Annotated in this window: 21 protein-coding genes and 6 tRNA genes; 10 read left to right on the top strand and 17 right to left on the bottom strand. The window is 55.2% G+C overall.

What is annotated here, in order from left to right:
- Positions 1-58: 58 nt before the first annotated feature.
- Entirely contained in the window at positions 59-1,075 is a 1,017-nt protein-coding gene (locus tag JOE09_RS15330; protein WP_200548114.1) for a bile acid:sodium symporter family protein, read from the bottom strand.
- 94 nt (positions 1,076-1,169) lie between these two features.
- On the opposite strand from JOE09_RS15330, the gene JOE09_RS15325 reads away from it, so the two are divergent.
- Positions 1,170-2,090, top strand: a complete 921-nt coding sequence (locus JOE09_RS15325; RefSeq protein ID WP_205066377.1) for a LysR family transcriptional regulator — start codon at positions 1,170-1,172, stop codon at positions 2,088-2,090.
- Positions 2,091-2,280: 190 nt separating this feature from the next.
- Positions 2,281-3,129 carry an EamA family transporter gene (locus JOE09_RS15320; RefSeq protein WP_105593316.1) on the top strand — a complete coding sequence of 283 codons (849 nt, stop codon included), beginning with the start codon at positions 2,281-2,283 and terminating at the stop codon, positions 3,127-3,129.
- Positions 3,130-3,132: 3 nt separating this feature from the next.
- Here the strand turns inward: JOE09_RS15320 and JOE09_RS15315 are convergent, their stop codons facing one another.
- The 5 genes from JOE09_RS15315 to JOE09_RS15295 all read right to left on the bottom strand — a co-directional run bounded on the left by JOE09_RS15315 (position 3,133) and on the right by JOE09_RS15295 (position 4,216).
- On the bottom strand, positions 3,133-3,633 hold the full coding sequence (locus JOE09_RS15315) for an Lrp/AsnC family transcriptional regulator (protein ID WP_205066376.1): 501 nt from the start codon (positions 3,631-3,633) through the stop codon (positions 3,133-3,135).
- Positions 3,634-3,838: 205 nt separating this feature from the next.
- Positions 3,839-3,914, bottom strand: a tRNA-Lys gene (locus JOE09_RS15310).
- Between the two features lie 4 nt (positions 3,915-3,918).
- A tRNA-Val gene (locus JOE09_RS15305) sits at positions 3,919-3,994 on the bottom strand.
- Between the two features lie 29 nt (positions 3,995-4,023).
- Positions 4,024-4,099: transfer RNA gene (locus tag JOE09_RS15300), tRNA-Val, on the bottom strand.
- Positions 4,100-4,140: 41 nt separating this feature from the next.
- Positions 4,141-4,216 (bottom strand) — tRNA-Val (locus JOE09_RS15295).
- 271 nt (positions 4,217-4,487) lie between these two features.
- Between JOE09_RS15295 and gltX the strand changes: the two genes are divergently transcribed.
- Complete coding sequence (gene gltX, locus JOE09_RS15290) at positions 4,488-5,897, top strand: glutamate--tRNA ligase (RefSeq protein WP_205066375.1); 1,410 nt, start codon at positions 4,488-4,490, stop codon at positions 5,895-5,897.
- A 391-nt stretch (positions 5,898-6,288) separates the two neighbouring features.
- Here gltX and JOE09_RS15285 read toward each other — a convergent pair whose 3' ends face one another.
- Together JOE09_RS15285 and JOE09_RS15280 are read right to left on the bottom strand one after the other, a co-directional pair.
- Positions 6,289-6,642, bottom strand: coding sequence for a YfeC-like transcriptional regulator (locus JOE09_RS15285; RefSeq protein ID WP_105593320.1), 354 nt, complete (start codon positions 6,640-6,642; stop codon positions 6,289-6,291).
- 157 nt (positions 6,643-6,799) lie between these two features.
- Entirely contained in the window at positions 6,800-7,588 is a 789-nt protein-coding gene (locus tag JOE09_RS15280) for a formate/nitrite transporter family protein (protein ID WP_205066374.1), read from the bottom strand.
- A gap of 409 nt (positions 7,589-7,997) precedes the next feature.
- On the opposite strand from JOE09_RS15280, the gene JOE09_RS15275 reads away from it, so the two are divergent.
- Positions 7,998-8,073 (top strand) — tRNA-Ala (locus tag JOE09_RS15275).
- A gap of 48 nt (positions 8,074-8,121) precedes the next feature.
- Positions 8,122-8,197: transfer RNA gene (locus JOE09_RS15270), tRNA-Ala, on the top strand.
- A 251-nt stretch (positions 8,198-8,448) separates the two neighbouring features.
- Here the strand turns inward: JOE09_RS15270 and JOE09_RS15265 are convergent.
- Both JOE09_RS15265 and JOE09_RS15260 read right to left on the bottom strand, forming a co-directional pair.
- A complete protein-coding gene (locus tag JOE09_RS15265; RefSeq protein ID WP_205066373.1) occupies positions 8,449-10,044 on the bottom strand; it encodes a rhodanese-like domain-containing protein in 1,596 nt (531 codons plus the stop codon).
- 410 nt (positions 10,045-10,454) lie between these two features.
- The gene (locus JOE09_RS15260) at positions 10,455-11,639 is read right to left on the bottom strand and encodes a NupC/NupG family nucleoside CNT transporter (protein ID WP_205066372.1); all 1,185 of its coding nucleotides are present in this window, start codon (positions 11,637-11,639) and stop codon (positions 10,455-10,457) included.
- Between the two features lie 439 nt (positions 11,640-12,078).
- Between JOE09_RS15260 and JOE09_RS15255 the strand changes: the two genes are divergently transcribed.
- Positions 12,079-13,317: an Nramp family divalent metal transporter gene (locus JOE09_RS15255; protein ID WP_205066371.1), complete on the top strand. Its 1,239-nt coding sequence runs from the start codon at positions 12,079-12,081 to the stop codon at positions 13,315-13,317.
- Between the two features lie 68 nt (positions 13,318-13,385).
- Here JOE09_RS15255 and JOE09_RS15250 read toward each other — a convergent pair whose 3' ends face one another.
- Entirely contained in the window at positions 13,386-13,733 is a 348-nt protein-coding gene (locus JOE09_RS15250) for a DUF2502 domain-containing protein (RefSeq protein WP_200563489.1), read from the bottom strand.
- Positions 13,734-14,115: 382 nt separating this feature from the next.
- Positions 14,116-15,105 carry an L-glyceraldehyde 3-phosphate reductase gene (gene mgrA / locus JOE09_RS15245; RefSeq protein ID WP_205066370.1) on the bottom strand — a complete coding sequence of 330 codons (990 nt, stop codon included), beginning with the start codon at positions 15,103-15,105 and terminating at the stop codon, positions 14,116-14,118.
- Positions 15,106-15,310: 205 nt separating this feature from the next.
- Between mgrA and JOE09_RS15240 the strand changes: the two genes are divergently transcribed.
- Together JOE09_RS15240 and glk are read left to right on the top strand one after the other, a co-directional pair.
- Positions 15,311-16,963 (top strand): alpha-keto acid decarboxylase family protein, encoded by a 1,653-nt coding sequence (locus tag JOE09_RS15240; protein WP_205066369.1) that lies wholly within the window; start codon positions 15,311-15,313, stop codon positions 16,961-16,963.
- Between the two features lie 158 nt (positions 16,964-17,121).
- Positions 17,122-18,087 (top strand): glucokinase, encoded by a 966-nt coding sequence (glk, locus tag JOE09_RS15235; RefSeq protein ID WP_205066368.1) that lies wholly within the window; start codon positions 17,122-17,124, stop codon positions 18,085-18,087.
- 30 nt (positions 18,088-18,117) lie between these two features.
- Here the strand turns inward: glk and JOE09_RS15230 are convergent, their stop codons facing one another.
- Positions 18,118-18,846 (bottom strand): LytR/AlgR family response regulator transcription factor, encoded by a 729-nt coding sequence (locus tag JOE09_RS15230; protein ID WP_105593329.1) that lies wholly within the window; start codon positions 18,844-18,846, stop codon positions 18,118-18,120.
- Positions 18,847-18,869: 23 nt separating this feature from the next.
- Positions 18,870-20,555, bottom strand: a complete 1,686-nt coding sequence (locus JOE09_RS15225) for a sensor histidine kinase (RefSeq protein ID WP_105593362.1) — start codon at positions 20,553-20,555, stop codon at positions 18,870-18,872.
- A gap of 570 nt (positions 20,556-21,125) precedes the next feature.
- Here JOE09_RS15225 and JOE09_RS15220 point away from each other — a divergent pair.
- On the top strand, positions 21,126-21,653 hold the full coding sequence (locus JOE09_RS15220; RefSeq protein WP_205066367.1) for a GNAT family N-acetyltransferase: 528 nt from the start codon (positions 21,126-21,128) through the stop codon (positions 21,651-21,653).
- 120 nt (positions 21,654-21,773) lie between these two features.
- Positions 21,774-23,009: an alanine transaminase gene (gene alaC, locus JOE09_RS15215; protein WP_105593331.1), complete on the top strand. Its 1,236-nt coding sequence runs from the start codon at positions 21,774-21,776 to the stop codon at positions 23,007-23,009.
- A gap of 54 nt (positions 23,010-23,063) precedes the next feature.
- On the opposite strand, the gene ypdK is transcribed toward alaC, so the two are convergent.
- The 3 genes from ypdK to JOE09_RS15200 all read right to left on the bottom strand — a co-directional run bounded on the left by ypdK (position 23,064) and on the right by JOE09_RS15200 (position 25,968).
- Complete coding sequence (ypdK, locus tag JOE09_RS26440) at positions 23,064-23,135, bottom strand: membrane protein YpdK (protein WP_105593363.1); 72 nt, start codon at positions 23,133-23,135, stop codon at positions 23,064-23,066.
- 197 nt (positions 23,136-23,332) lie between these two features.
- Positions 23,333-24,361, bottom strand: coding sequence for an HlyD family secretion protein (locus JOE09_RS15205; protein ID WP_205066366.1), 1,029 nt, complete (start codon positions 24,359-24,361; stop codon positions 23,333-23,335).
- Positions 24,358-25,968: an MFS transporter gene (locus JOE09_RS15200; RefSeq protein ID WP_205066365.1), complete on the bottom strand. Its 1,611-nt coding sequence runs from the start codon at positions 25,966-25,968 to the stop codon at positions 24,358-24,360. The genes JOE09_RS15205 and JOE09_RS15200 overlap by 4 nt, the downstream gene beginning before the upstream one ends.
- Between the last annotated feature and the right edge of the window lie 52 nt (positions 25,969-26,020).

Below are 26,020 nucleotides of genomic sequence, written 5' to 3'. Positions count from 1 at the left end.
ATGAAGCGGCTATTTCAGCATTCCGAACGGTCACAGGCTAAACGCCCATCCAACCAGATTACTTCTGTGACTCCACCAGCGGCTTACCCGCTGCTGCAGACTGCGCGGCCAGCTTCTCACCCGATTTTTTATAACGCTGGGCCAGCATCGAACACACCATCAACTGCACCTGATGGAAAATCATCAACGGCAGCACGATAATCCCCACCGCCGATGACGGGAACAGAATATTCGCCATCGGAACCCCGTTCGCCAGACTCTTCTTCGAACCGCAGAACAGAATGGTAATTTCATCCGCCCGGTTGAAGCCAAACAGACGCGCCGCAGCAAGGTTGATAGCCAGAATCAGGAACAGCAGAACCAGGCTGCCGACCACAATCCACAGCAGAGTACTGACGCCAACGCGCGTCCAGATACCGTTTACCACCGCTTCACTGAAGGCAGAGTAGACCACCAGCAGAATCGATGCCTGATCGGTCTGGCCGATAAGCTTACGGTTTCTTTCCACCCACTCACCAATCCAGCGGCGGGAAATATGCCCGACAACAAACGGCACCAGCAGCTGCAGCATAATCTTACCGATCTGCTCAAAATTACCGGTGGCCGCATCGCTATTCACATTCATCAGCAGGCCAACCAGCAGAGGTGAAACAAATACCCCCAGCAAACTTGATGCCGATGCGCTGCAAACCGCAGCCGCAACGTTACCGCCAGCCAGCGAGGTCAGGGCAATCGACGACTGTACGGTAGCAGGCAGAATGCACAGATACATAAAGCCGGTGTAGATCTCGGTACTGAGCGGCAGTGGATGCCACCAGACCAGCAGCATACCGAGCGCCGGGAAGATAACGAAGGTGCTGAACATCACCCACAGATGCAGCCGCCAGTGGCCGCCGCCGGCAATAATCTTCTCTTTCGAGAGTTTGGCACCGTGCATAAAGAACAGCAGGGCAATTGCGGCAGTGGTCAGCCATTCAAAAAAATCAACGAAGTGGCCGCGTGCAGGGAGGAAAGAAGCCAGCAAGACGGTGGCGATCAGTTTCAGCATCAGCGGATCGAGACGAAATTTACCCATTGTTAAAGCCTTGTTATACAAACATGCGGCTATTGTGCGACGGGTAGGTTTAGAAATAAAATTGATTTATTAAATGAATATATGAGAAGAATCGATGAATTACACGTTGCGTCAGCTTCGGGTGTTTGTGGCCGTTGCCGCACAGGGCAGCTTCAGCCAGGCAGGGCAGGCGATAGGCCTGAGTCAGTCAGCGGTCAGCCACAGTATTAAAGAGCTGGAAGGGGAGATGGGGATTCGTCTGCTTGACCGCACAACGCGTGAGGTCGTGCTGACGGAGGCCGGAGAGCAGCTCGCCAGCAGGCTGGAACATCTGCTGGAGGAGTTAAACAACACCCTGCTGGATGTACGCAGCTACGGCCAGCAGCGCAGCGGTACGGTGCGCGTTGCCGCCAGCCAGACCATTTCAGCACATCTGATGCCCCAGTGCCTTGCTGCCGGGCAGGTGAACTATCCCGAAATCCGGGTGATGCTGCGCGATCGTCCGCAGCAGTGGGTGCTGCAAAGCATTCGTAATGCCGAAGTCGACTTCGGCATCGTTATTGGCCCGCTGCATTCGGACGATCTGGAGTGTGAAGCTATTCTTGATGAACCCTTCCTGCTGCTGTGCCGGATGGACGATCCGCTGGCGCAGCAGCAAACCATTCACTGGCATATGCTCAACCAGCGCACGCTGGTACTACAGGATTACGCCTCCGGAAGCCGGGTACTGATTGATGAAGCGCTACGCCAGCAGCAGGTACAGGCCGATATCGCGCAGGAAATTGGTCATCCGGCCACGCTCTACCCAATGGTGGAGGCGGGGATTGGCATCAGCATTCTGCCTGCGCTGGCACTGCCGCTGCCGCAGGGAAGGCCGCTGATGGTCAGAAGGTTAGTACCGGAAATCAACCGCACTATTATGCTGGTGCGGCGTAAGAATCGTTCGCTGACTCCTGCCGCCGAGGCCATCTGGCAGGAGGTTCGTCAGCAGGCCGCGCTGTTGACGGAGCAGCGCAATTTGACGCCGCCGTACTAAGTGGGCAGGCGGCAATGTTGACGCTGGGATGGCCAAAGCCTGACGATAACGCCTCCGTTGGCACAGGTAAGTTTTTGCCTCACAGACGGTGGAAACTCGAAGATAAAAATCATTTAAACCTGATTTATGAGAAAACGACTCGCCGCTGCAGTTTACAATTCTCTATCCCTCTCTTTTATGAATAGATTCAATGCAGAGCAATCGTAATTTGCCTTTTGTTGCCGCCTTTGCCGGGATGATTTCCGTGCAGTCCGGGGCGGCCTTCGCCAAGACCCTTTTCCCCTTAGTGGGCAGCGACGGGGTGGCAGCATTGCGCCTGGGAATCTCAGCCATTGTCCTGCTGGCTGTCTTTCGCCCCTGGAACATCAAAAAAGGCGATATTTCATGGCCTTCAATGCTGCTCTATGGCGTGATTCTGGCGCTGATGAACCTGCTGATTTACCGCGCCTTTGCTTATATTCCAGTGAGTATTGCGATTTCTATTGAAGTGATGGGGCCGCTGCTGGCCGCGCTGCTCACTTCGCGGCAAAAGTCCGATCTGATCTGGATTGCACTCTCAGCCCTGGCGATGGTGCTGCTGGCCGCCGGGGATGTAAAAGGGGAAATCGATCTGCGTGGTGTCGGGTTCTCGCTGGCGGCAGCGATGTTTTGGGGGCTTTATGTGATTATCGGCCGGCGGGTTTCCGGCGGCGGCGGGCGTTCTGTAGCGATTGGCATGACGATTGCGGCGTGCATCGCGGTGCCGCCGGGAACCGTTCAGGCCGGGATGGCGCTGTTCTCGCCCGAAGTCCTGCTGGTGGGCTTTAGTGTGGCGGTGCTGTCGAGCATGTTGCCGTTCCTGCTGGATATGTACGCCATGCGCTGGCTGCCTTCACGGGTGTTTGGCGTGCTGCTGAGCGGCTCTCCGGCGGTCAGCGCTATTGCAGGGTGGCTGGTTCTGCACGAAACCCTGACCCTGATTCAGTGCCTTGGTATTGCCTGCGTGATGGCCGCCTGCGCCGGGTGCGCACTGTTTTCCCGGCAGAAAACGGCATCGTGACCGTTATGGCCTGTCGTCCAGATCGAATAATGGAATTTTCAGGCCGGTTTTCACCGGGTCGAGTACGATCAGCGTGCGGTAGGTCAGAATATCCATGTTATCGGCAAAATGTTGCCTGACCAGCTGTTCGAAGTGCTGTAAATCGCGGGAAATCATAATGATGATAAAGGAGACGCCGCCGTTAACGAAGTAGCATTGCTGGATCTCTTCCACGTTGCGAAAATAGCGTTTTGCCCGATCCATCACCAGGCTGCGATCTTCAACCAGCCGCGATTCAATCACCGCGGTGATCGGATTCCCCACCGTTGCCGGATCGATCACCGCAACATGACTTTTAATCACGCCTTTCTCTTCCAGTCGGCTGATGCGCCGTTGAATTGAGGGTGTGGAAAGCCCCACCTGTTCTGCTATGGCCGAATGCGGCAGTCGATTATTGTCTTGCAGAATGTCGAGGATCGCGAGGTCGAAGCGGTCCAGGTCGTTTTTGGTGATTTTTTTTCTCATTTTTAGAATGAATTCGGTGCTTTTGAGTTGGTGTGGCGAGTGAATTGATTATCAGGTCGGGAAACTTTACCACAGTGGGTGAGGGGAGGTATCTAAGCGGTGGTCGGCGAATTTATCTTTGTTGCTGTGAAGATTACGCAGGCTGGTTTTTCCCCGCCCGAATCGCAAATAGCAAAAAGGCGCCTTTAGGGCGCCTTCTTAACATTGGTGGGTCGTGCAGGATTCGAACCTGCGACCAATTGATTAAAAGTCAACTGCTCTACCAACTGAGCTAACGACCCGATATGGTGGGTGATGACGGGCTCGAACCGCCGACCCCCTCCGTGTAAAGGAGATGCTCTACCAACTGAGCTAATCACCCATATCGTTACTGCTTTGACAAGTTGAGATTGGTGGGCGATGACGGGCTCGAACCGCCGACCCCCTCCGTGTAAAGGAGATGCTCTACCAACTGAGCTAATCGCCCAATCTCACTACTTGTCTACACTGCGAGCCTACCGAAGTAGATGGTGGGTGATGACGGGCTCGAACCGCCGACCCCCTCCGTGTAAAGGAGATGCTCTACCAACTGAGCTAATCACCCCCGCTGTGTGGAGTCGCATTATAGGGATCCAATGAGATGAGTCAACGCTTTTTCTAATTAAAATGTGAGTTCGCCTTAAAAATAGTCAGGATGTTCTCATTTCAGGCAAAAACAGAGGCTTGCCGAAGAAAATCACCGTGATGACCGGGGCAGAAGTGGGGATTGGCGTTGAGGATTCGTCTGCGAGTGATAGAATATCTGCCACGAAAATCAGACTGGCATAATTTGCCCTGACTCTGGCCAAAGCATCCGCGTAATAAGGCATTCATTAATGAAAATCAAAACCCGCTTCGCTCCCAGCCCAACTGGCTATCTGCACGTTGGCGGCGCTCGTACTGCACTTTACTCCTGGCTGTTTGCCCGTAATCACGGCGGTGAGTTTGTGCTGCGCATCGAAGATACCGATCTGGAGCGGTCAACCCAGCAGGCGATCGATGCCATTATGGATGGCATGAACTGGCTGAATCTCGACTGGGATGAGGGCCCGTACTATCAGACCAAGCGTTTCGATCGCTATAACGATGTTATCGATCAAATGCTGGAAGCCGGCACCGCGTACAAATGTTACTGCTCTAAAGAGCGTCTGGAAGCGCTGCGTGAGCAGCAGATGGCGAACGGTGAGAAGCCGCGCTATGACGGCCGCTGCCGCGACAGCCATGAGAATCACGCTGACGATGAGCCTTGCGTAGTCCGCTTCCGCAACCCGCAGGAAGGTTCGGTTATTTTTGACGACCAGATCCGCGGCCCGATTGAGTTCAGCAATCAGGAACTGGACGATCTGATTATTCGCCGCACCGACGGTTCACCGACCTATAACTTCTGTGTTGTCATTGATGACTGGGATATGGGCATTACTCACGTGATTCGCGGTGAAGATCATATCAACAACACCCCGCGTCAGATCAACATTCTGAAAGCGATCGGTGCTCAGGTGCCTGTTTACGCCCACGTTTCGATGATCCTCGGCGACGATGGCAAAAAGCTGTCCAAACGTCACGGTGCGGTCGGCGTCATGCAGTATCGCGATGACGGCTACCTGCCGGAGGCGCTGCTGAACTATCTGGTACGTCTGGGCTGGTCCCATGGTGACCAGGAGATTTTCTCCGTCGATGAGATGAAAAAGCTGTTCGATCTGGATGCGGTCAGCAAATCTGCCAGCGCCTTCAACACCGAGAAGCTGCAGTGGCTGAACCATCACTACATCAACACTCTGGCACCGGAATATGTGGCGACTCACCTGCAGTGGCACATTGAGCAGGAAAACATTGATACCCGCACGGGGCCGCAGCTGTCTCAGCTGGTGACCCTGTTGGGTGAGCGTTGCAAGACGCTGAAGGAAATGGCGGCATCCTGCCGTTACTTCTACGAAGACTTTGATGATTTCGATGCCGATGCGGCGAAGAAACACCTGCGCCCGGTGGCGCGTCAGCCGCTGGAAGTGGTACGCGATAAGCTGGCAGCCGTTGCTGACTGGACGGCAGAAAACGTTCATCACGCCATTCAGGCGACCGCGGACGAGCTGGAAGTCGGTATGGGTAAAGTGGGTATGCCGCTGCGCGTTGCGGTAACCGGTGCCGGGCAGTCGCCGGGCCTGGACGTTACCGTGCAGGCTATCGGCAAATCACGCAGCATTGCGCGTATTGAGAAAGCGCTGGCGTTTATCGCCACCCGCGAAGGCTGATTTCAGCCTGTACCTGATTTTATCCAGATAACTTAGCTCTTCAAAAAATGCCGGCCACTCAGGTGGTCGGCATTTTTTACAGCTCCCGCAAAGCGTTGCTCAAAATCCTCAGCCCGCTGTTCCAGCATTACACTTCCCAGACGTTCAAACAGGAGCGCCTGAGCGGCATCAAACGCCTTACCAGGCGCCGCGTTAATTCTCTTCAAATCAGGTATTCGAGACCGATTCAGAGCCGTAGGTCGGTCGTACGGTGTTAATGGCATTTTTGTTCAGGAAAGCGCTGATCATTCCATTAAAAAGGGCTCATGAAAGTCATGAGCCCTTTAATTACTCCAGTTACTGCGTCAATTAACCTATATGAATATAGCGGTCTGGTCGCAGAATCTGTTGGTTAAACGTTACGAATTCCTAACCTTTGCAATATCCCCTGAATTCCTTCGCGCAGCAGTAATGCCGTCAACTTTTCCTGTTCATCGGTGCTCAGTTGTTGCAGCGATGAAACCAGTAAAGCAGAAAGAGAACTCTGGTTAACGCGATAATGCGCAGTGGGTTCAGTTGCGTGACGCGTTGATTTAAGGAATGATTTTACCTGTTCATCGATAAAAATCATCCTGGCTTTCCCACCCTGAACTCCGGGTTTTGGGGCGGTTGTCCAACCCTCTTTCTTAACCCATTTATTGATGGTTTGTCTGCTGAAACCTGTTTGCTGTGCCAGTTCTTCCGGCGTTAACCAATCCTTTTTCACTATCTATCCCTTTTAGCCGAACAAAGTAATTGAACATATTACAACAATTCATCACTTGAACAACTAATACAAATTACTAACCTTTAGTCAAATGAAAGGAAAAATACGTGGAACAATAGGAAATTTCCCCCGCAGCGGGCGCGCGGGGGAGGATAAATTAGCGAGAAACAGCCACTTCTTCGGTGCGAGGACGGTAGGCGATGTAATATGCCAGTCCTACAAACACCGCGCCACCAACGGTATTACCGAGGAATACGGCAACAAAGTTTGGCAGATATTCGGCCCAGCTCAGGTAACCGGCAAAAATTGCGGCAGGAACGATAAACATATTGGCTACGACGTGCTGGAAGCCGATGGCCACAAAGGCCATAACCGGAAACCACATGCCGAAGATTTTACCAACCACATCTTTACTGGCAAAAGCCAGCCAGGTTGCCAGGCAAACCAGCCAGTTGCAGCCAATACCTGAAATAAACGCGTGCATAAAGTCGGCATTAACCTTCGCGCTGGCAATCGCTACGGTCTTCTTCAGGTAATCACCTTCGGTCATGCCGATCATATGGCCAAACAGCCAGGCAATCGCCACGCTGCCGATAAAATTACCGATAGTGACCCAGAACCAGTTACGTAACAGGCTCAATGCGCTAATTTTGCGGGCAAACCAGGCAACAGGTAACAGCATCATGTTTCCGGTTAGCAGCTCACCGCCGGCCAGAATGGTCATAATAATGCCAACAGGGAAGACGGCAGCGCCAAGCAGCACCCCGAAGGAACCCCAGTCGGCAGGCAGCTGGTTAATGACGTGAATATAGAGCAGGAAGCCGAAGGCGATAAAGGCTCCAGCCAGGAAACCAAGAATCAACAATGAAGAGATAGGCGAACGGCTTTTAACCACGCCTGCCTGAACGGCAAGAGCAGCAATTTCTTTTGGTGTGTGCAAAGACATGGGGGCTCTGATTTATAGTGATAATAAACTGCCGGATTCCGTCGCGTGCTGAAACGCGCGCATCCAGCGCAGAGAAGGCCCGGCATCCAAATTCGGGCGCAAGTTTTGCACGCTCAGTTAACAAAAACAAGCAGCTTTACTTATAAAAATTACCAATAATTAACAGCGAAAGATAAGTGGCTGAACTAGGGGAAATCTTAGGGGTTTCCTGACGGAAGTCCGATCGTAGTGATAATAACCTGTCGTAATGAGTCCGGCGCAGTGAGGATGCTAAAACAGGAAATTAACGCTTTTATCATCGCTTTGGCGTCTTTTTCAGCGATCGATCTCAGATTGTTAATTTGCCGTTGACACCAACCGCGCTGTTTCATATTATCCCCGCCGTCAACACGACACGGTTTTTCGGACTGGGGGTATAGCTCAGCTGGGAGAGCGCTTGCATGGCATGCAAGAGGTCAGCGGTTCGATCCCGCTTATCTCCACCAAACCTTACCAGAAGGTTCAGGTGGCACCGAAAAACAGAGTTTAGTAGTGGGGGTATAGCTCAGCTGGGAGAGCGCTTGCATGGCATGCAAGAGGTCAGCGGTTCGATCCCGCTTATCTCCACCAAATTCTCAAACAGGTCGTTGTTAAAAAATAAATCTGCTTCGGCGGGTTTTTTTCGTTCATTTTTTACGACCACGCGGCTTTTCGCATAAAAAAGCGGGGTAACCCGTTTCAGGTCCCCGCTTAATCGCCCACTATTTTAGCGCTGTGGTGAGAAATACAATCGCTTCATTCCCCGACTAACCTGCGTTGCCCTATCCTTCAGCACAGCACAGCACAGCGAGCCTCAGTCAGCTCGCCTCTCCTAAAGAGCCTTATCTCAATACCTGAAAACCATGGGTACCATCACGATCCAGCTGCGCGATCAGCCCACGCTCCCATTCAAGATAGGCCTGTAAAGTAGCAGGGGAGATATCTTTGCCTTCATAAGGTCGCGGGTAGCGATCGACGCGCGGCAGCAGCAGCCGGGTTTCTCCGCTTTCCACCGGCAGACCGGCGGCTTTCCACGCGGTGTTCCCCCCCTTCAGCGCCAGAACCGGTTTGCCGGTCAGCTGTTCCAGCTTCGGAATCGAATAGCGCGCCAGCAGGCTGCTGCCGCAGGTCACAACATAGCGTGCTGAATCCGGCAGCACGGCGGCTCCTTCGGTGGTCAGTACCGAACGCTGGAGCCACGCTGCCCCTGGAATATGCGCATTGGCGTAGTTGGCGCTGGTGGTGAAATCCAGTACCTGAATATCGCCGCTGGCAAGCAGGGCCGACAGCTCTGCGGGTTCAATTTCCGGAAGGGCAGGCTGCGCTGGAACCCGTGGTGACCAGCCGCCGGTGGCGCTGAAGTCCGCTTTGCTCAAACCATCGAGCACAAACGTCTGCCAGCCCAGCTGTGCCAGCCAGGACGCGCTGATATTGGCTCGTACGCCATCGTTATCGATCAGAACAATCCATGCACCGCGAACGCTGGCGTAATGATCGGTTTCCTGAAGCAGCTGCCCGCCGGGAACGTGACGTGAATCGGGTAAATGACCCTGCTGATATTCCGCCTCATCGCGCACGTCAAACAGATAAAGCGTGTGCCGATCCTGCTGGCGCCAGACGTTCACATCGTCCAGCGTAGCGCGCTGGACCCCGGCTTTGTCTGCCAGGGTACGCGCGTGGCGTGCCGCATGCAGACGGGCCGTGTCACTGGCTTCGCCGTAACGATGCGTCTGATTCGCCTCCAGCTTCAGTCCTGCCTGCGTCCAGCTGAGGATGCCGTCACGCAGGGCGTAAACCGGGTTAGGCAGCCCGCTATCAATCAGCGACTGCGCACCAATAATGCTACGTGTGCGATCGGCGCTGATGACGACAATGGTGGTTTCCGGCGATGGAGCCAGATCCCGGCTACGCAGCACCAGTTCACCGCCGGGGACGCTAATGCTGCCGGGAATACTTTGCGTCTGATACTCGTCAAAACGTCGGGCATCCAGCAGCACCACGCTGCTACCTGCCCGCTGTAGGGCGTTGACCTCATCGGCTGACAGCGACGGGGTTTTAGCCCGTTTCTCAACCAGTTCGCCAAACGCTTTGCTGGGGACATTGACGTCGCTGAACAGCTCTCCGCCCGCTTCGGTCCAGCCGGACAGTCCTCCTGCCAGCAGCGCAACGTCAAGATAGCCAATCTCGCGCAGTCTGGCGGCAGCCTCCTGTGCCAGTCCTTCACCGTTATCGTAAACGGTCACCGGCGTGGTCAGGCGGGGAACGCGGTTCAGGATCTCCAGGTCCAGCTTGGAAAGGGAGATATTCACCGCAAACAGCGGATGTCCGCTGGCAAACTGGACTTCTTCCCGCACATCAACCAGCGCCACTTCCTGATGGTTTTGCAGAGCCAGGCGCAGTTGGTGGTAGTCGCGGGTTAACAGAGTATTTTCAGCCATAAGAGGGTTCCAGACAGTCAGTGAAAGAGGTCGCTACTGTCGGAAATGAACGCTCTGCCGTTGAACGACTGGCCTTCATCAACAACAATCCGCAGTAAACGTCGAAGGGTGGCAATTCAGAGGGCCACACTAAGCCGGATTAAAAGGCGAGTGAAATCAATAATTGTTCGTTGTTAACCAGCAAATCAGCAATGTTGTGGCGCAGCGCGTGGCGATCGGGGGCGCGAAATGTCATCCGGTCGGTTGAGATGATGTGATAACAGACGGCAAACGCCACAAGCGGATAGGGTCATGACGGGCGGCAGGGGAAAGCGGACAGGGTAAGGATGATGTGACGATGGAAAAGCAGTGACAGCTTCAGACGGCGGTTTAACCAAATGAAAATCGGGGCCATCAGGCCCCGATCCGTGTTACAGCACCAGTCCGGCGATAGAAGCCGACAGCACGCTGACCAGCGTTGAGCCGTACAGCAGCTTCAGGCCGAAGCGGGAGACGACGTTACCCTGTTCTTCATTCAGGCCTTTAATCGCACCGGCAACGATACCGATCGAAGAGAAGTTAGCGAAGGAGACCAGGAACACCGACAGGATACCTTCCGCGCGCGGTGACAGCTGGGAGGCAATCTTCTGCAGATCCATCATTGCAACAAACTCGTTAGACACCAGTTTAGTTGCCATGATGCTGCCAACCTGCAGCGCTTCACCGGCAGGAACGCCCATCACCCAGGCAAACGGGAAGAACACGTAGCCAAGAATACCCTGGAAGCTGATGCCGAAAATGGTATCAAACAGGGCATTAATACCGGAGATCAGCGCGATAAAACCAATCAGCATTGCGGCTACGATAACCGCAACTTTGAAACCGGCAAGAATGTATTCACCCAGCATTTCAAAGAAGCTCTGACCTTTGTGCGTATTATTCAGCTTCAGGTCTTCTTCGCTCTCAACGCGGTACGGGTTGATTAACGACAGTACAATAAAGGTACTGAACATATTCAGGATCAGCGCAGCAACAACGTATTTAGGCTGCAGCATGGTCATGTAGGCACCCACAATCGACATAGAAACGGTCGACATCGCGGTTGCTGACATGGTGTACATACGGCGTTCGGACATTTTTCCGAGAATATCTTTATAGGCGATAAAGTTTTCTGACTGTCCCAAAATCAGCGAACTTACCGCGTTAAAGGATTCCAGTTTGCCCATGCCGTTGATCTTCGACAGCACCGTACCGATGGCGCGGATGATGATTGGCAGGATGCGGAAATGCTGCAGAATACCGATCAGCGCAGAGATAAAGACGATTGGGCACAGAACGTTAAGCCAGAAGAAGGCCAGGCCTTTGTCGCTCATATTACCGAAGACAAAGTTGGTACCTTCCGCTGCGTATTTCAGCAGTTTTTCGAACAGATCCGAGAAGCCTTTAACGAAGCCAAGACCGACTTCAGAGTTCAGGAAGAACCAGGCCAGCAGAACTTCGATCACCAAAAGCTGGATAACGAAGCGGACGCGGATATTTTTTCGGTCGCGGCTGACCAGTAAGGCCAACAGCGCAACCACCGCCAGTGCCAGTGCAAAGTGCAGAATGCGGGACATGTTTGCTCCAATAATTTGAGGGCAGTTATATTTCGTTGCACATTCTATGTAATAAGGTTTGGAAAAACGAGACTTAATCCACAATATAACAATTAGCTATTACAGCTTTTTGCAGAAAAGCATGAGCCGTCACAGGTTTTTCTCTTCACTCGCCGAAATTTCCCCTGCCTGGATCGTTTACTTCATACTACTTAGCGTAATCGCGGTGAAAAGGCGATGAAAAAAACACCCTGTATCTGGTAAGTGAATTCCGAATGCCCTACAGTGAAAGAGGTTGCTCAAATTTTAGCTTTGACGTACTGTAACCCAAAGTATAGCCAGTGCTATATTTCATAGCGATGGCTATCACAGCGATAACTACAATCATTACAAACGCGTTTAATAATCATTATCATATACGGCAAAATAGCGTATCAGCCGCAGATCAGGGGTCACCACTATGCTGGAAAGTCGCACTGCGCAGCAGAGCGTCCGCAGTAACCGAAAAATTAAGTTTGCCTTGATGGGGCCTGCCTTCATCGCGGCGATCGGCTATATCGATCCCGGCAACTTCGCCACCAATATTCAGGCCGGTGCCTCCTACGGCTACAAATTGCTGTGGGTGGTGGTCTGGGCCAATATTATGGCGATGGTGATTCAGCTGATGTCGGCTAAGCTCGGCATCGCCACTGGCAAAAACCTGTGTGAGCATATTCGCGATCGCTTCCCCCGCCCGGTGGTCTGGTTCTACTGGGTGCAGGCAGAAATCATCGCCATGGCCACCGATCTTGCTGAGTTTATCGGTGCGGCGATCGGCTTTAAGCTGGTCTTTGGCGTCAGCCTGCTGCAGGGTGCCATGCTTACCGGGGTGGCCACCTTCCTGATTCTGATGCTGCAAAGCCGAGGCCAAAAGCCGCTTGAACTGGTGATTGGCGGCCTGCTGCTGTTTGTCGCCGCCGCCTACGTGATCGAGCTGTTTTTCTCCCAGCCGAAAGTGGTGGATTTATTGCAGGGTATGGCGGTGCCATCGCTGCCAACCGCTGACGCGGTGCTGCTTGCCGCCGGGGTGCTGGGCGCGACCATTATGCCGCACGTGATCTACCTTCACTCTTCGCTGACCCAAAAGAGTGATGGCGGCACGCGCAGCGAGCGCTACAGTTCCACCAAGCTGGATGTGGCCGTGGCGATGACCATCGCCGGGTTTGTTAACCTGGCGATGATGGCCACTGCCGCTGCCGCGTTTCACTTCAGCGGCCACAGCGGTATTGCCGATCTGGATGAGGCCTATCTCACCCTCGATCCTCTGCTGGGTAAAGCAGCGGCGGTGGTGTTTGGTCTGAGCCTGCTGGCCGCCGGTCTGTCATCAACGGTCGTCGGCACTATGGCCGGACAGGTGGTGATGCAGGGCTTTATCCACTTCCATATCCCGCTGCTGGTACGTCGCGTTATTACCATGGTGCCGTCATTTATCGTTATCATTGCGGGCTGGGACCCGACCCGTATTCTGGTGATGAGCCAGGTGGTGCTGAGCTTTGGTATTGCGCTGGCGCTGGTGCCGCTGCTGGCATTTACCGGCAACCGCGAACTGATGGGCGATATGGTGAACTCGCGTTTGATGCAGAATATTGGCCGGCTGATCGTGGTGATTGTGGTGGCGCTGAACGGCTATCTGCTGGTGTCGATGGCGACCGGCCTGTAATTTCTTTTCGATGTTAAAAAGGGCAATTCTTCGCGGATTGCCCTTTTTTTTATCTTCTTTTCAGGATATTAGTGGTGATGGCGGCGATCGCGATCGTGCTCCCGCCATTCGCGGCGGCGTTCATGTTCCCGCCAGCGTCGCTCTTTCTCCCACTGATGATGGCGGCGCATCTCTTCATGGCGTCGCCACTGCTCGTGTCGCCACCAGCGCCCTTCATCGTAGCGATAGTTATTGCGCCACCAGCGGTCATCACGCCAGCGCCCGCCGTCCCAGTAGCGGCCACGATCGTCACGGTCGCCCAAATGCAAGGTAATGCCCGGAGCCAGAGTAATTCTTGCGCTGTCTGCCTGTGCTGTGTGCAGAGCCAGCGGTGATAAACATGCCACTAAAGCGGCAATCAACAATAAGCGTTTCATATTATCTCCTTATCAGCGGCCCGACTTCTCCACCGTATCAGCAGAATAGGGGCGGGCTTAGTGCGTGACGACTGGCGGAGTCTGAAATGCGTTAAAAGATGCGGATTTGGGAATTATCTGGGGCAAGGGCAGAAAACCGAACGGTCACGTGTCTGCTCTACAGGCTTGATGGTGCAGAAAATGGCTGGTTGGAAGATGAATGAGTCAGCACAGTAAAATTGGCGACATGCCGTACTGTCTGAAAACCCGCGCTTCAGGCCGTGTTTTAACCTGAAGCGGCGGGAAGCTGGCGGCAGTTCCTGATCGTAACCTGAAACGATAATTTGCTGGCGGTCGCAGTGGGATAACTTAAATCTGCGCGGCCAGCCAGCCAGCCAGCTAATCAGCCAAGAATCGCATCGATCTGCGCCAGCTCTTCTGCGCTAAAACTGCGGTTATCCAGCATTCCCAGCGCATCATCAATCTGGCTGGTTTTACTGGCACCGATCAGCACCGAGGTCACGCGGTCGCCGCGCAGCACCCAGGCCAGCGCCATCTGTGACAGTTTCTGCCCGCGCTGCTGCGCCAGCGAATTCAGCCGGCGAACCTTCTCCATCTTCTCGGCTGTCAGCTGGTCTTCGCTCAGGAAGCGGCTGCCGCTGGCGGCACGTGAATCCTCAGGAATACCGTTCAGATAGCGATCGGTGAGCATGCCTCCGGCCAGCGGTGAGAAGGCAATGCTGCCAACGCCCTGCTCGGACAGCACGTCCAGCAGGCCCGCTTCCGGTGCGCGTTCGAACATGGAATATTTCGGTTGATGGATAAGGCAGGGGGTACCCAGATCTTTCAGTATGGCGATGGCTTCGGCCGCCAGTGCCGCCGGATAGTTAGACAGCCCGACGTACAGCGCTTTCCCCTGACGTACCAGATGGTCGAGGGCGGTCATCGTCTCTTCCAGCGGGGTTTCCGGGTCCGGGCGGTGGTGATAGAAGATATCGACGTATTCGAGATCCATACGCTTCAGGCTCTGGTCGAGGCTGGAAATCAGATACTTACGTGAACCCCAGTCGCCGTAGGGGCCGGGCCACATGGTATATCCAGCCTTACTGGAAATAATCAGCTCATCGCGCCACGGACGAAAATCTTCCCGCAGGATACGGCCAAAATGCTCTTCGGCCGATCCCGGCGGTGGGCCGTAGTTGTTGGCCAGGTCGAAATGGGTGATACCGTTATCAAAGGCGTGGCGCAGCAGGTCACGACTGACGTCAACCCGGGTACTGTCGCCAAAATTATGCCAAAGTCCCAGCGAAATCGCCGGAAGCTTCAGGCCGCTACGGCCGCAACGGTGGTAGGTCATATTTTGATAACGCTGTTCATCTGCCTGATAAAACATAAAAAAATCCCGTCAGTTAAGAAGAAATATGGCGACACAGCACATCAGTGTATACGGTTACACTCACAAAAATAGCGCCACGGATCGCAACTCAGGGAGAATTATTAGCGTAACGTTCTGTTGCCATTTCCCGCGCAGCCTTTCTGCTAACGAAGTGAAAATTATCGCTAATACTCAGCTTATGCCCCGCAGAGGAGTGTGAGCAATGAACAGTTATACCGTGGGTGATTATCTGCTGGAACGTTTGAATGAGACGGGCATTGACCATCTGTTTGGCGTGCCGGGCGACTACAATCTGCAATTTCTCGACAGCGTGATCGCCCATCCGCGACTGGCATGGGTTGGCTGCGCCAATGAGCTTAACGCCGCCTATGCGGCAGATGGCTATGCCCGCTGCCGGGGTGCCGCCGCGCTGCTGACCACCTTCGGTGTGGGTGAGCTTAGCGCTATTAACGGTGTGGCCGGCAGCTATGCGGAGTATCTGCCGGTGGTGCATATTGTCGGTGCGCCGTCGCAGACCTCGCAGCACAACGCTGAATTACTGCATCACACGCTGGGCGACGGCGATTTCCGGCATTTTTTGCGCATGCATCAGGAAATCTCGGTGGCCAGCAGCGTGCTGACCGCCGATAACGCCGCGGCGGAAATCGACCGGCTGCTGCGCTGCGCACTGACCGAGCATCGACCGGTGTACCTGCTGCTGGCCACCAACGTTGCTGCCAGCCCGATTTCACCGCCGTCATCGCCTTTAGATCTGCGCACCAGCCGTCACGAACGGCAGCTGGCGGCGTTTGCCGACGCGGCAGAACAGCTGCTGGCCAAAGCCCGCAGCGTGGCGATGCTGGTGGACTTCCTTGCCGATCGGACAGGGCAGCAGGAGAGGCTGGCAAGCTGGCTACGGGAGGTGCCGATGCCCTTTGCCACTCTGCTGATGGGCAAAAGCGTGGTGCCCGAAAGCCTGTATGGCTTTGCCGGAACCTATGCCGGCGCATCCAGTGCGCAGAGCACCCGCGAGGTGATTGAGCAGAGCGAGGTGATTATCACCATTGGCGTCAAATTTACCGATACCGTCACGGCCGGGTTTACCCAGCAGATTGACAGCGGTAAAACCATCGATGTCGGCTTGAACGAATGCCGGGTACGGGAGCACTGTTTCCACGATATACCGATGGCGGCAGCGCTGGAGGTGCTGCATCGGGTGGCAAGGCGGCACGGTAGCGGCTGGCGGCAACATATTGTCGCCCCTCCCGTGATGGAGGAAGATCGTTCGGTATCGCTAACCCAGGGCAGTTTCTGGCAGGCCATGCAGGCGTTCTTACGCCCCGGCGATATCGTTCTTGCCGATCAGGGGACCGCCGCGTTTGGCATTGCCGCGCTGCGGCTGCCGGAAAATACCCGCCTGATGGTGCAAACGCTGTGGGGATCGATTGGCTACACGCTGCCTGCCGCCTTTGGTGCCGCTACGGCAGAGCCTGGCCGCCGGGTGATCCTGATTATCGGCGACGGCTCCGCGCAGTTGACGGTGCAGGAGCTGGGCACCATGCTGCGCGATGGCCAGCATCCGATTATCTTTCTGCTTAATAATGATGGCTATACGGTGGAGCGGGCGATCCACGGTGCCGAACAGCGCTATAACGATATCGCCCGATGGAACTGGACGCATCTGACCGAGGCGCTGAGCCTGGACAACCCGGCGGAAAGCTGGCGGGTGACCCAGACGGTGCAGCTGGAAGACGTCATGCAGCTGGCTGCCGATAGTTCACGTTTATCGCTGGTGGAAGTGGTGCTGCCGCGAGCCGATATTCCGCCGCTGCTGGCGGCGGTTACCCGCTCCTTGCACGAGCGCAACAGCCGGTAACGGCGACGATTGCGGCCGTTCTACTCGGTAAATAAACTGAAATTTTCCGAAACGGCGGATTTTAGCCCGAAACGCTCACCTTTCTTCCCGGTGAGCGTTGTTGTTTTCGCAGTGGAAATTTATAGTGTGTCTACTTGATTAAGCGGAGCAAAACCATAATGACCCAGTATGCTTTGGTAGGTGATGTCGGCGGCACAAATGCGCGCCTGGCACTCTGTCATCTTGAAAGCGGTGCCATCTCACAGGCCAAAACGTTCTCCACCTCTGACTATGACAGTCTGGAAGCGGTAATCCGCACCTGGCGCGATGAACAGCAGCAGGAAATTCACGATGCCTGTATTGCTATCGCCTGCCCGATCACCGGTGACCGGGTTGAAATGACCAACCACGACTGGGCATTTTCCACCAGCGAGATGAAAGCCAGCCTCGGCCTGAAGCATCTGGAAATTATCAACGATTTTACCGCCGTGTCGATGGCGGTGCCGATGCTGCAGGAAGAGCATCTGCTGCAGTTCGGCGGCAAAGCGCCGGTGAAAGACAAACCGATTGCTATTTACGGTGCCGGAACCGGGCTGGGTGTTTCACACCTGGTACACGTGGACAAGCGCTGGATCAGCCTGCCGGGCGAAGGCGGCCACGTGGATTTCGCGGCCAATAGCGAAGAAGAAGATCAGATCCTTGAAGTGCTGCGTGCCGAACTGGGCCACGTTTCCGCCGAGCGTATTCTTTCCGGCGGCGGTCTGGTGAATCTTTATCGCGCCATTGTGAAGTCAGACGGCCGCGTGCCGGAAGCGCTGAAGCCGCGCGACGTCACCGAACGGGCACTGGCCGACAGCTGCACCGATTGCCGCCGCGCGTTGTCGATGTTCTGCGTGATTATGGGTCGCTTCGGCGGCAACCTGGCGCTGAACCTCGGGACCTTCGGCGGTGTGTTTATCGCCGGCGGTATCGTGCCGCGCTTCCTCGATTTCTTTAAGGCTTCCGGCTTCCGCGCCGCCTTTGAAGATAAAGGCCGCTTTAAAGATTACGTTAGTGATATTCCGGTGTATCTGATCACCCACGATCAGCCAGGCCTGCTGGGTGCCGGTGCGCATCTGCGTCAGACGCTGGGCCAGGTACTGTAATCCACGGCTTCCACGCTGGCTGATGCGTAACTACAGGCGCATCAGCTGGCGAAACTCCTTCACCTTGCTGCGGCTTACCGGCACCTGAAACTCCAGATCGCGCAGTTTCAGAATGTAGGTATTGTTGAACCAGGGTTCAATCTCGCGGATTTTGCTGAGGTTGACGCAGTACGAACGATGACAGCGGAAGAAGTACTCCTCCGGCAGGCGGCTGCAAAACTCCGTCATGTTCATCGACATCACATACTCTTCCCGCCGGGTATACACAAACGTCAGCTTCTCGTGCGCTTCGGCATAATAAATATCGTTGATATCGGTCACGATAATGCGCTCGTCTTTCACCAGGTTAATGCTGTGGGAAGCGGGGCGCGGAGTGGCGGTGTTTTGTACCGTGTCCTGACGAACGTGGTTTTCCAGCTTGCGCAGCAGGGTGATTATGCGCATCTCGTGGTACGGCTTAAGAATGTAGTCGAATGCTTCCAGTTCAAAAGCATCCACCGCGTGCTCTTTATAGGCGGTAATAAACACTATCAGCGGCTTATTGGCGAACTTACTGATGTTTTGCGCCAGCAGCATGCCGTCCAGCGAAGGAATATTGATATCCAGAAATATCACGTCCACCTGATGGCTTTGCAGATATTTCAGAACGTCCAGCCCGTCATCGAAGGTCGCTTCAATCACAATCTGGCTGTGCTGACGGATCAGCCAGCTCAGCTCCTGCTGGGCCAGAAATTCATCTTCAACAATAATCGCTTTCACAACGTTTTCCCGGTTTACAAAAATTATACCGACAGCGAAATACGCTCATTTTCCGGCAGGGAAGCCCCATTTTTACTGATATAGAAGGAAATCTCCGTGCCCGGATTCAGCCGGTGGATATGCAGCCCCTCACCATACAGCAGCCTGACCCGATGATGAACGTTCAGCAGGCCGATTTTATTGCCCGGCATCTCATTATTCTCCACCCGGGCAATAACCTCTTCGGCGATACCGTTGCCGGTATCACGCACCGCAATCCGCACGCGATCGCCGTGATCCTGGATACTCAGCGTCACCACGCCTTTGCCCCGGCAGGGATGAATACCGTGAACAATCGCATTCTCAATCAGCGGCTGGATTAACAGGCTGGGCAGCGAACAGCTGACATCTTCCTGAATATCGTAGATCACGGTTAGCTTATCGCCGAACCGTGCCTGCTCAATGGCGATGTAGTCCTTCACCTGATACAGCTCTTTCTTGATATCAATGATTTCATCATCGTTCAGTTCAAGGTTGTAGCGCAGATAGCGGGAGAGGTTGGTAATCAGCTGCCGCGCGGTGTCCGGATTGAGCCGGATAGAGGAAGAGATAGCATTCAGTGCGTTGAACAGGAAGTGGGGGTTAATCTTGCTTTGCAGCGCCCGCAGCTCGGCCTTATTGGCCATTTCCCGCAGCTGTTCGGCGCGCGACACTTCCAGCTGGGTGGAGATGATCTGCGACAGCCCGATAGCCATCTCCTTCAGGGAAGAGGTAATGCGGTGTGCATGGCAGTAGTAAATTTTCAGCGTGCCGGTGACTTCCCCTTTTTCCCACAGCGGGATGACAATCATCGAATGGATTTCCGGCGTGCGATGAGCTTCATCATTGTTCTTAATGATGATTTTTCCCTCGGAAATCGCCGCCGAGGTGGTCGGGCTGATGCCGTCATCGCCGTTGCGGTAGTTCTCTTCGCCAAAACCGACGTAGGCCATGATCTGATGCTTGTCGGTGATCGCCACGGCATCCGCTTTGATATCGCTGCGAATGATTTCACACACCTGGCGCAGGGAATGGCTGTTGATCTGACGGAACAACGGCAGGGTTTTATTGGCAATATCCAGCGCCAGCTTGGCCTGCCGCGCCGCGCTGGCTTCCTTCTCGCCCTCAACGCTCTGCACCAGCAGCACGATCAGGCCGATACTGCTGGCCCCGAGGATCATTGGGATGGCGATTTCAGCAACGATATCAATCCCTAATGACGTCGGGGAAGCCCACAGCACAATCAGCAGCATGGTCAGCGATTCGCAGAGCATGCCGCCAACGATCCCGGCGCTCCAGCGTTTCTCTTTCACCACTTTCAGGTTAATCCAGCCGGAGGCGATCCCGGCCACGATGCTGGTAATCAGGCAGGGGACCGAGGTCACGCCGTGAATATCGATCAGAAAACGGTGGACCCCGGCAATCACGCCGGTAGCAATGCCTACCCAGGGGCCAAACAGGATACCGCCGGACATAATGGCAATCGTGCGCACGTTAACCAGCGAACCTTCAACGTTAATGCCGGTCCAGGTACTGAACAGGGCAAACAGCGAGAAGATTGCCGTGACGGCGAACAGTTCCTGGCGCGAGTGCTCATCCTTTTGCAGCAGCTGGCGAAAATGGCGGGTGCGGGTCATAAAAAACAGACTGATAAGCATCAGCGCTGCGCGATCAAATACGGCGAGCAACATTTCAAACATAGAGTGCACGGGCGTCTCGGCTGACGGGGAGCAATGTCACTATGATAAGAAAAGGCGGGCGGATGCGCTACGGCTGTGGCAGGGTTCGGCGATATTGATGTGTTAATAGGGGAAATCTTGAGTAACAAAAAGAGGATGTTGATATTCTCGACGAATTTGGGCCGGATTGACGATTTTTCACCGTTAATTGAGGAAAGTCCGCAGTTTAAAAGGGGGTTATCGCCGGATTTCGTTCCGTATCGGCGGCAGGGAAGTAACGAATTCATTAATAGAGGAAAAACCGAGTACTAAAAAGAGGATGTTGATTTGCAGCTCTGCGATATTAAAAATGCGTAGAAAACCATTCTCTGCAACATCCTCTGGCAAAGCTTAGCGTAGTCTTTTTTCCGCGATAGGAATAACCCTGCTGACGATACTGAGATCCGCCAGTCAAATATAGATTTTGCGACGGTATCCTGTCGTTATCCGCACACTTTTTTGCTAACGTCACGTTATCAGTAAGTGAAAAGCGGCACTAAAAAAACAGCCGAAGAGTGGATTTTCCCTTTTTTTGAGATATCTATGCAACTGACCACCGAGCGACTCATTCTCACCCGGCTGCAGCCGGAAGACTGGCAGCTGTTTTTACAGGTGCACAGCGATGAAGCCAGCATGCGCTTTATCAGCGCCGTGCCGCAGCTGGCGGACATCCGTCAGCGCTTTCAGGACCGTCTGGCCCCCTGGCAGATCACCAGTTTCCATATGCTGTGCCTGGTGGTACGGCGCAAAGAGGATGGTGAAGCGGTGGGGCTGATCGGCACCAATGCAGAATGGGCACCGTACCGACAGGCGGAAGTCGGCTATTCGCTGCTCAGCAGCTATTTTGGCCTCGGCTATGGCAGTGAAGCGCTGGCCGCGCTAAGCGAGTATTTGTTCCGTGAATGCGAGTTCCACAAGCTGAAGGCGCAGGTGGTGGAGGGCAACTGGGCGTCACGCCGGGTGCTGGAAAAAAACGGCTTCGAGCTGGAGGGCACGCTGCGGGATAATTATCTGCTGCGTGGGCAGTGGGTGAATGACTGGCTGTTCGGGCGCGTAAATCCGCTGGAATAAAAAATTTTATCCGGCCTATCGACAGCCGTCGGAATATTACGCTATGTTCGTTGCACGGCCACCGCAGTGGCCGGCGTCGCTCGGACGGTCCGGGCGCTAACGTAAGCGAGCAAAAATACTATGGCTGATATCAGTTCAACCCGTCGTTTCTCCCGTATCGAACGCCTCCCACCCTACGTGTTCAACATCACTGCTGAACTGAAGATGGCCGCACGCCGTCGTGGTGAAGATATTATCGATTTCAGCATGGGCAACCCCGATGGCCCGACGCCGCCGCACATTGTGGAAAAACTCTGCACCGTTGCCCAGCGCGAAGACACCCACGGCTATTCCACCTCGCGCGGTATTCCCCGCCTGCGCCGGGCGATTTCCCGCTGGTATGCCGATCGCTACCAGGTGGAGATTGACCCGGAATCGGAAGCCATTGTCACCATCGGATCGAAAGAGGGTCTGGCGCACCTGATGCTGGCGACACTCGATCACGGCGACACCGTGCTGGTACCCAATCCCAGCTACCCGATCCATATTTACGGCGCGGTGATTGCCGGTGCGCAGGTGCGTTCCGTGCCGCTGGTGGCGGGCGTCGACTTCTTTAACGAACTCGAACGCGCCATTCGCGAAAGCTATCCCAAGCCGAAAATGATGATCCTCGGCTTCCCGTCCAACCCGACCGCGCAGTGCGTGGAGCTGGACTTCTTCGAGCGGGTCATCGCCCTGGCGAAGCAGTACAACGTGCTGGTGGTTCACGACCTGGCCTATGCCGATATCGTCTATGACGGCTGGAAAGCGCCGTCGATTATGGAAGTTCCGGGCGCGCGTGATGTGGCGGTCGAGTTCTTCACCCTGTCAAAAAGCTACAATATGGCCGGCTGGCGTATCGGTTTTATGGTGGGGAATAAAGATCTGGTTGCGGCGCTGGCGCGTATCAAAAGCTATCACGACTACGGCACCTTTACGCCGTTGCAGGTCGCAGCCATTGCCGCGCTGGAAGGCGATCAGCAGTGCGTACGCGATATTGCCGAGCAGTACAAGCGCCGCCGCGATGTGCTGGTGAAAGGGCTGCACGAAGCGGGGTGGATGGTCGACAACCCTAAAGCTTCAATGTACGTCTGGGCCAAAATTCCCGAGCAGTACGCTCATCTGGGATCGCTGGAATTCGCCAAGCTGCTGCTGCAGGAAGCTAAAGTCTGCGTTTCTCCGGGAATTGGTTTTGGTGACTACGGTGACACCCACGTACGCTTTGCGCTGATTGAGAACAGCGACCGCATTCGCCAGGCGGTAAGAGGGATTAAAACCATGTTCCGGGCAGATGGCATTTTGCCATCTGCCGCGAAAGGTAGCGCAGAAACGCTCTGACCGCGAGCGAGATCAATAAGGGTCAGGCATGCCTGACCCTCTTTTCGGGAAGCTCTACAGCATCAGATAAAAGGTGCCGACCCACAGTACCAGGATAAACGAAATTCCCATAAACGCGTATTTCACGAACAGCTCCTCTGCGCGGTTACGGCTATGGCGATCCCGGACCAGCGTAACGCGAACAGAATCAACCTCAGGCGGACTTATTAATGCCGGACGCGCTAAGGCAGGGTCGCCGTGGGGAGCCCACGGCAGGATCGATCGCTAATTTACCCGCATTGCCTGGCAAAATAAAGGCGATTATGCTGAGAACTTTCTCACATTTAGCGCATTTTTAATTCAGGAATCACCGACATTCCCACCCGCAGACGAGCCAGATCCGGCTGATCCCTCTCCAGAACGATTTTTACCGGCAGGCGCTGGACCACTTTGGTGTAGTTGCCGGTAGCATTATCCGCAGTGATGGCCGCAAACGTTGAGCCGGTTGCCGGAGCAATACTGTCAACGTGGCCACGCAGAGTGACGCCGGGCAGGGCGTCAACGGTTATACTGACCGGCTGTCCGCTGCTGACGTGCGCCAGCTGCGTTTCCAGGAAATTCGCCAGCACGTAGCTTTGCTGTAGCGGCACGACCGCCAGCAGCCGCGTACCGGCTGAAACCCACGCCCCTTCACGCAGTGCGCGCTGGCCTACCGTACCGGAAATGGGTGCGGTAATGCGGGTATAGGAAAGGTTCAGCTCGGCCTGATCGACGCTGGCTTTCGACGCGGCAATATCGGCTTCTGCCTGGCGCACGCTGGCCTGCAGCACCGGGACCTGCTTACGCGCGGCCAGCACCGCGGCCTGGCTCTGCTTCACCTGTGCGGCGGCGCTCAGCATGGTGGAGTTCGATTTCTGCTGCTCGTCTGCGGTGGCCGTGCCGCTTTTCAGCAGCTGACGGTAACGTTCTGCGTTTTGTCCTGCATAGTTCAGTGAGGCCTGGCTGGCGGTGACTGCGGCTTCATTCTGCGCAATCGTTGCCTGCTGCTGATCGAGCTGGGCCTGAACGCTGCTCAGCTTGGCTTCGCTAATCTGCAAATTCGCCTGGGCGGTTTCCAGCGCCACGCGATAATCGCGATCGTCAATTGTTGCCAGCAGGTCACCGGCCTTCACCTGCTGGTTATCCGTTACGCTAACCTGACTGATATAGCCGGAAATTTTTGGCGCCACCAACGTGTAGTCGGCGGTAACCACCGCGTCGTTGGTGCGATAGTCGTGGCTGCCGATTGCCGACCAGATAAAAAAGGCCATCCCCATTAGTGCCAGCAGTAATAGCGCCAGCAGTGAGGTACGTTTTGCAGGTGTGAAACTCATGATGTTGTTCTCGTTGTTGGCGAAGCAGAATTAATGAGAGTTTGTGGCGGCCAGACGCGTTTCGGCAGCCAGGCGGTCAGCAGGACCAGCAGCAGGGCAAAGCCGATAATCAACAGATAGGTATCGCTGATGCTGAGGATTGTCGCCTGATGTTTTACCAGCGTGCTGAAGTGGCTGAGATTTTCCGTCGAGCTGGCTGAACCATCAGGCAACAGCGGTTGGAGGCTGCTGGCCGCGTCGCTGCTGTTCGCCGTGATCAGCCAGGGGCGGTTACCCAGATTATCGACCAGCACGTGTGAGTGGAACTTCTCGCGATGGGTGAGAAAGTTCTCCACCAGGCTGCCGGCCGCGACGCTGGAAAAACCGCGTACGGTATTGAACATCGCTGAGGCGAACGGCCCTTCCGGCGGCATCACCACGCTGGTGGCACTCATCAGTACCGGCAGGATCAGCATCGGCTGACCGAAGGCCTGCAGTGCCTGGATGAGCCAGAAATTCTGCCGCGCCCACTCATCGGTCAGCTGAGTGCCCAGCAGGCAGGAGGCGATCATCAGCCCGGCACCGGCGGTTAACACCCAGCGGCAGTCCACCTGCCGCAGATTCAGTAGCGTAGCGACAAGCGGAGCAATGATCAGCTGCGGCAGACCGATAGTCAGCGCCAGCGGGGCAAACTGTGCGGTACGAAAGCCATCAATCTGCGCAAAATAGGCCGAAGGCAGCGCTGAGCCGGAAAGCGACACCATCAGTACCCCCGCCAGAACCAGCAGGCCGTGGGCGAGATTCTTACGCTGTAGCATCTGCAATTTGAACAGCGGCAGCGGGTGATACCACTCGTTAATAAAGAAGGTCACCAGCAGCGCGGCGGACGCCAGCAGCAGGCCGGCGATAAGCGGTGATTCAAACCACTCCAGCCGTTCCCCCTGGGTTAAGCCGAGGATCAGCAGTGCCATACCGCTACAGCCGGTCAGCATTCCAAAGGCATCGATCTGCCGCAAACGTTCCAGGCGCAGCGGGTCCTGCGGCAGTCCCCAACCGATCAGCAGGGCGGCAATCAGACAGGGTGGGATCACCTGCCAGAAAGCAAACTGCCAGCCAACCGAATCGGTCCAGAAGGCCGCGAGGGAGGCGGCCATATTCGGGCCGAATGTCGCGGTCATCGCATAGGCCGCCAGGCCATAAAGCTTGATGGTCGGCGGCAAAAAGCGCAGCGCCACGGTCATCAGCATCGGCGGCAGCGCGCCACCGAACAGGCCCTGAGTGACTCGAAGGGTGATAAACAGTGCGGGATCGGTCACTAGCGGCTGGATCACCGCCAGGCTGGCAAACCCTGTTGCCACCACCAGGGTAAAACGACGCAGGGAAAAGGTCACCGCCAGCCACGGGGCGATCATCATCGCGGCGACTTCAGCGGCCTGGTAGGCCGAGGTGATCCAGCTGCCGGTATCATAGTCGATACCGATCGCCGCACGGATATCCGCCAGCGCCAGATCGGTTACGCGATCGTTAAGGCCTGAACTGAGCGTGGCAATCAGCACCCCGATCAGCCCGAGAGCCAGGCGCAGGGTAAAAGGATGCGGCGGCGGCATCGCCACCGGCGGGCTGTTCATAGCAGGTGCTCCGGGAGGATTATTATTATCGATGCAGTGTATTGCATCGTGA

This window comes from Pantoea coffeiphila, assembly GCF_016909495.1.
Lineage (GTDB): Bacteria > Pseudomonadota > Gammaproteobacteria > Enterobacterales > Enterobacteriaceae > Erwinia > Erwinia coffeiphila.
The sequence above is the reverse complement of the archived record's forward strand: the minus strand, read 5'-3'. Positions and strand labels throughout refer to the sequence as shown.

What these genes read in the sequence shown, in the direction of transcription:
- JOE09_RS15330 (WP_200548114.1), bottom strand. Translation starts at nt 1,075, where the DNA reads ATGGGTAAATTTCGTCTCGATCCGCTGATGCTGAAACTGATCGCCACC.
- JOE09_RS15325 (WP_205066377.1), top strand. Translation starts at nt 1,170, where the DNA reads ATGAATTACACGTTGCGTCAGCTTCGGGTGTTTGTGGCCGTTGCCGCA.
- JOE09_RS15320 (WP_105593316.1), top strand. Translation starts at nt 2,281, where the DNA reads ATGCAGAGCAATCGTAATTTGCCTTTTGTTGCCGCCTTTGCCGGGATG.
- JOE09_RS15315 (WP_205066376.1), bottom strand. Translation starts at nt 3,633, where the DNA reads ATGAGAAAAAAAATCACCAAAAACGACCTGGACCGCTTCGACCTCGCG.
- gltX (WP_205066375.1), top strand. Translation starts at nt 4,488, where the DNA reads ATGAAAATCAAAACCCGCTTCGCTCCCAGCCCAACTGGCTATCTGCAC.
- JOE09_RS15280 (WP_205066374.1), bottom strand. Translation starts at nt 7,588, where the DNA reads ATGTCTTTGCACACACCAAAAGAAATTGCTGCTCTTGCCGTTCAGGCA.
- JOE09_RS15265 (WP_205066373.1), bottom strand. Translation starts at nt 10,044, where the DNA reads ATGGCTGAAAATACTCTGTTAACCCGCGACTACCACCAACTGCGCCTG.
- JOE09_RS15260 (WP_205066372.1), bottom strand. Translation starts at nt 11,639, where the DNA reads ATGTCCCGCATTCTGCACTTTGCACTGGCACTGGCGGTGGTTGCGCTG.
- JOE09_RS15255 (WP_205066371.1), top strand. Translation starts at nt 12,079, where the DNA reads ATGCTGGAAAGTCGCACTGCGCAGCAGAGCGTCCGCAGTAACCGAAAA.
- JOE09_RS15250 (WP_200563489.1), bottom strand. Translation starts at nt 13,733, where the DNA reads ATGAAACGCTTATTGTTGATTGCCGCTTTAGTGGCATGTTTATCACCG.
- mgrA (WP_205066370.1), bottom strand. Translation starts at nt 15,105, where the DNA reads ATGTTTTATCAGGCAGATGAACAGCGTTATCAAAATATGACCTACCAC.
- JOE09_RS15240 (WP_205066369.1), top strand. Translation starts at nt 15,311, where the DNA reads ATGAACAGTTATACCGTGGGTGATTATCTGCTGGAACGTTTGAATGAG.
- glk (WP_205066368.1), top strand. Translation starts at nt 17,122, where the DNA reads ATGACCCAGTATGCTTTGGTAGGTGATGTCGGCGGCACAAATGCGCGC.
- JOE09_RS15225 (WP_105593362.1), bottom strand. Translation starts at nt 20,555, where the DNA reads ATGTTGCTCGCCGTATTTGATCGCGCAGCGCTGATGCTTATCAGTCTG.
- JOE09_RS15220 (WP_205066367.1), top strand. Translation starts at nt 21,126, where the DNA reads ATGCAACTGACCACCGAGCGACTCATTCTCACCCGGCTGCAGCCGGAA.
- alaC (WP_105593331.1), top strand. Translation starts at nt 21,774, where the DNA reads ATGGCTGATATCAGTTCAACCCGTCGTTTCTCCCGTATCGAACGCCTC.
- JOE09_RS15205 (WP_205066366.1), bottom strand. Translation starts at nt 24,361, where the DNA reads ATGAGTTTCACACCTGCAAAACGTACCTCACTGCTGGCGCTATTACTG.
- JOE09_RS15200 (WP_205066365.1), bottom strand. Translation starts at nt 25,968, where the DNA reads ATGAACAGCCCGCCGGTGGCGATGCCGCCGCCGCATCCTTTTACCCTG.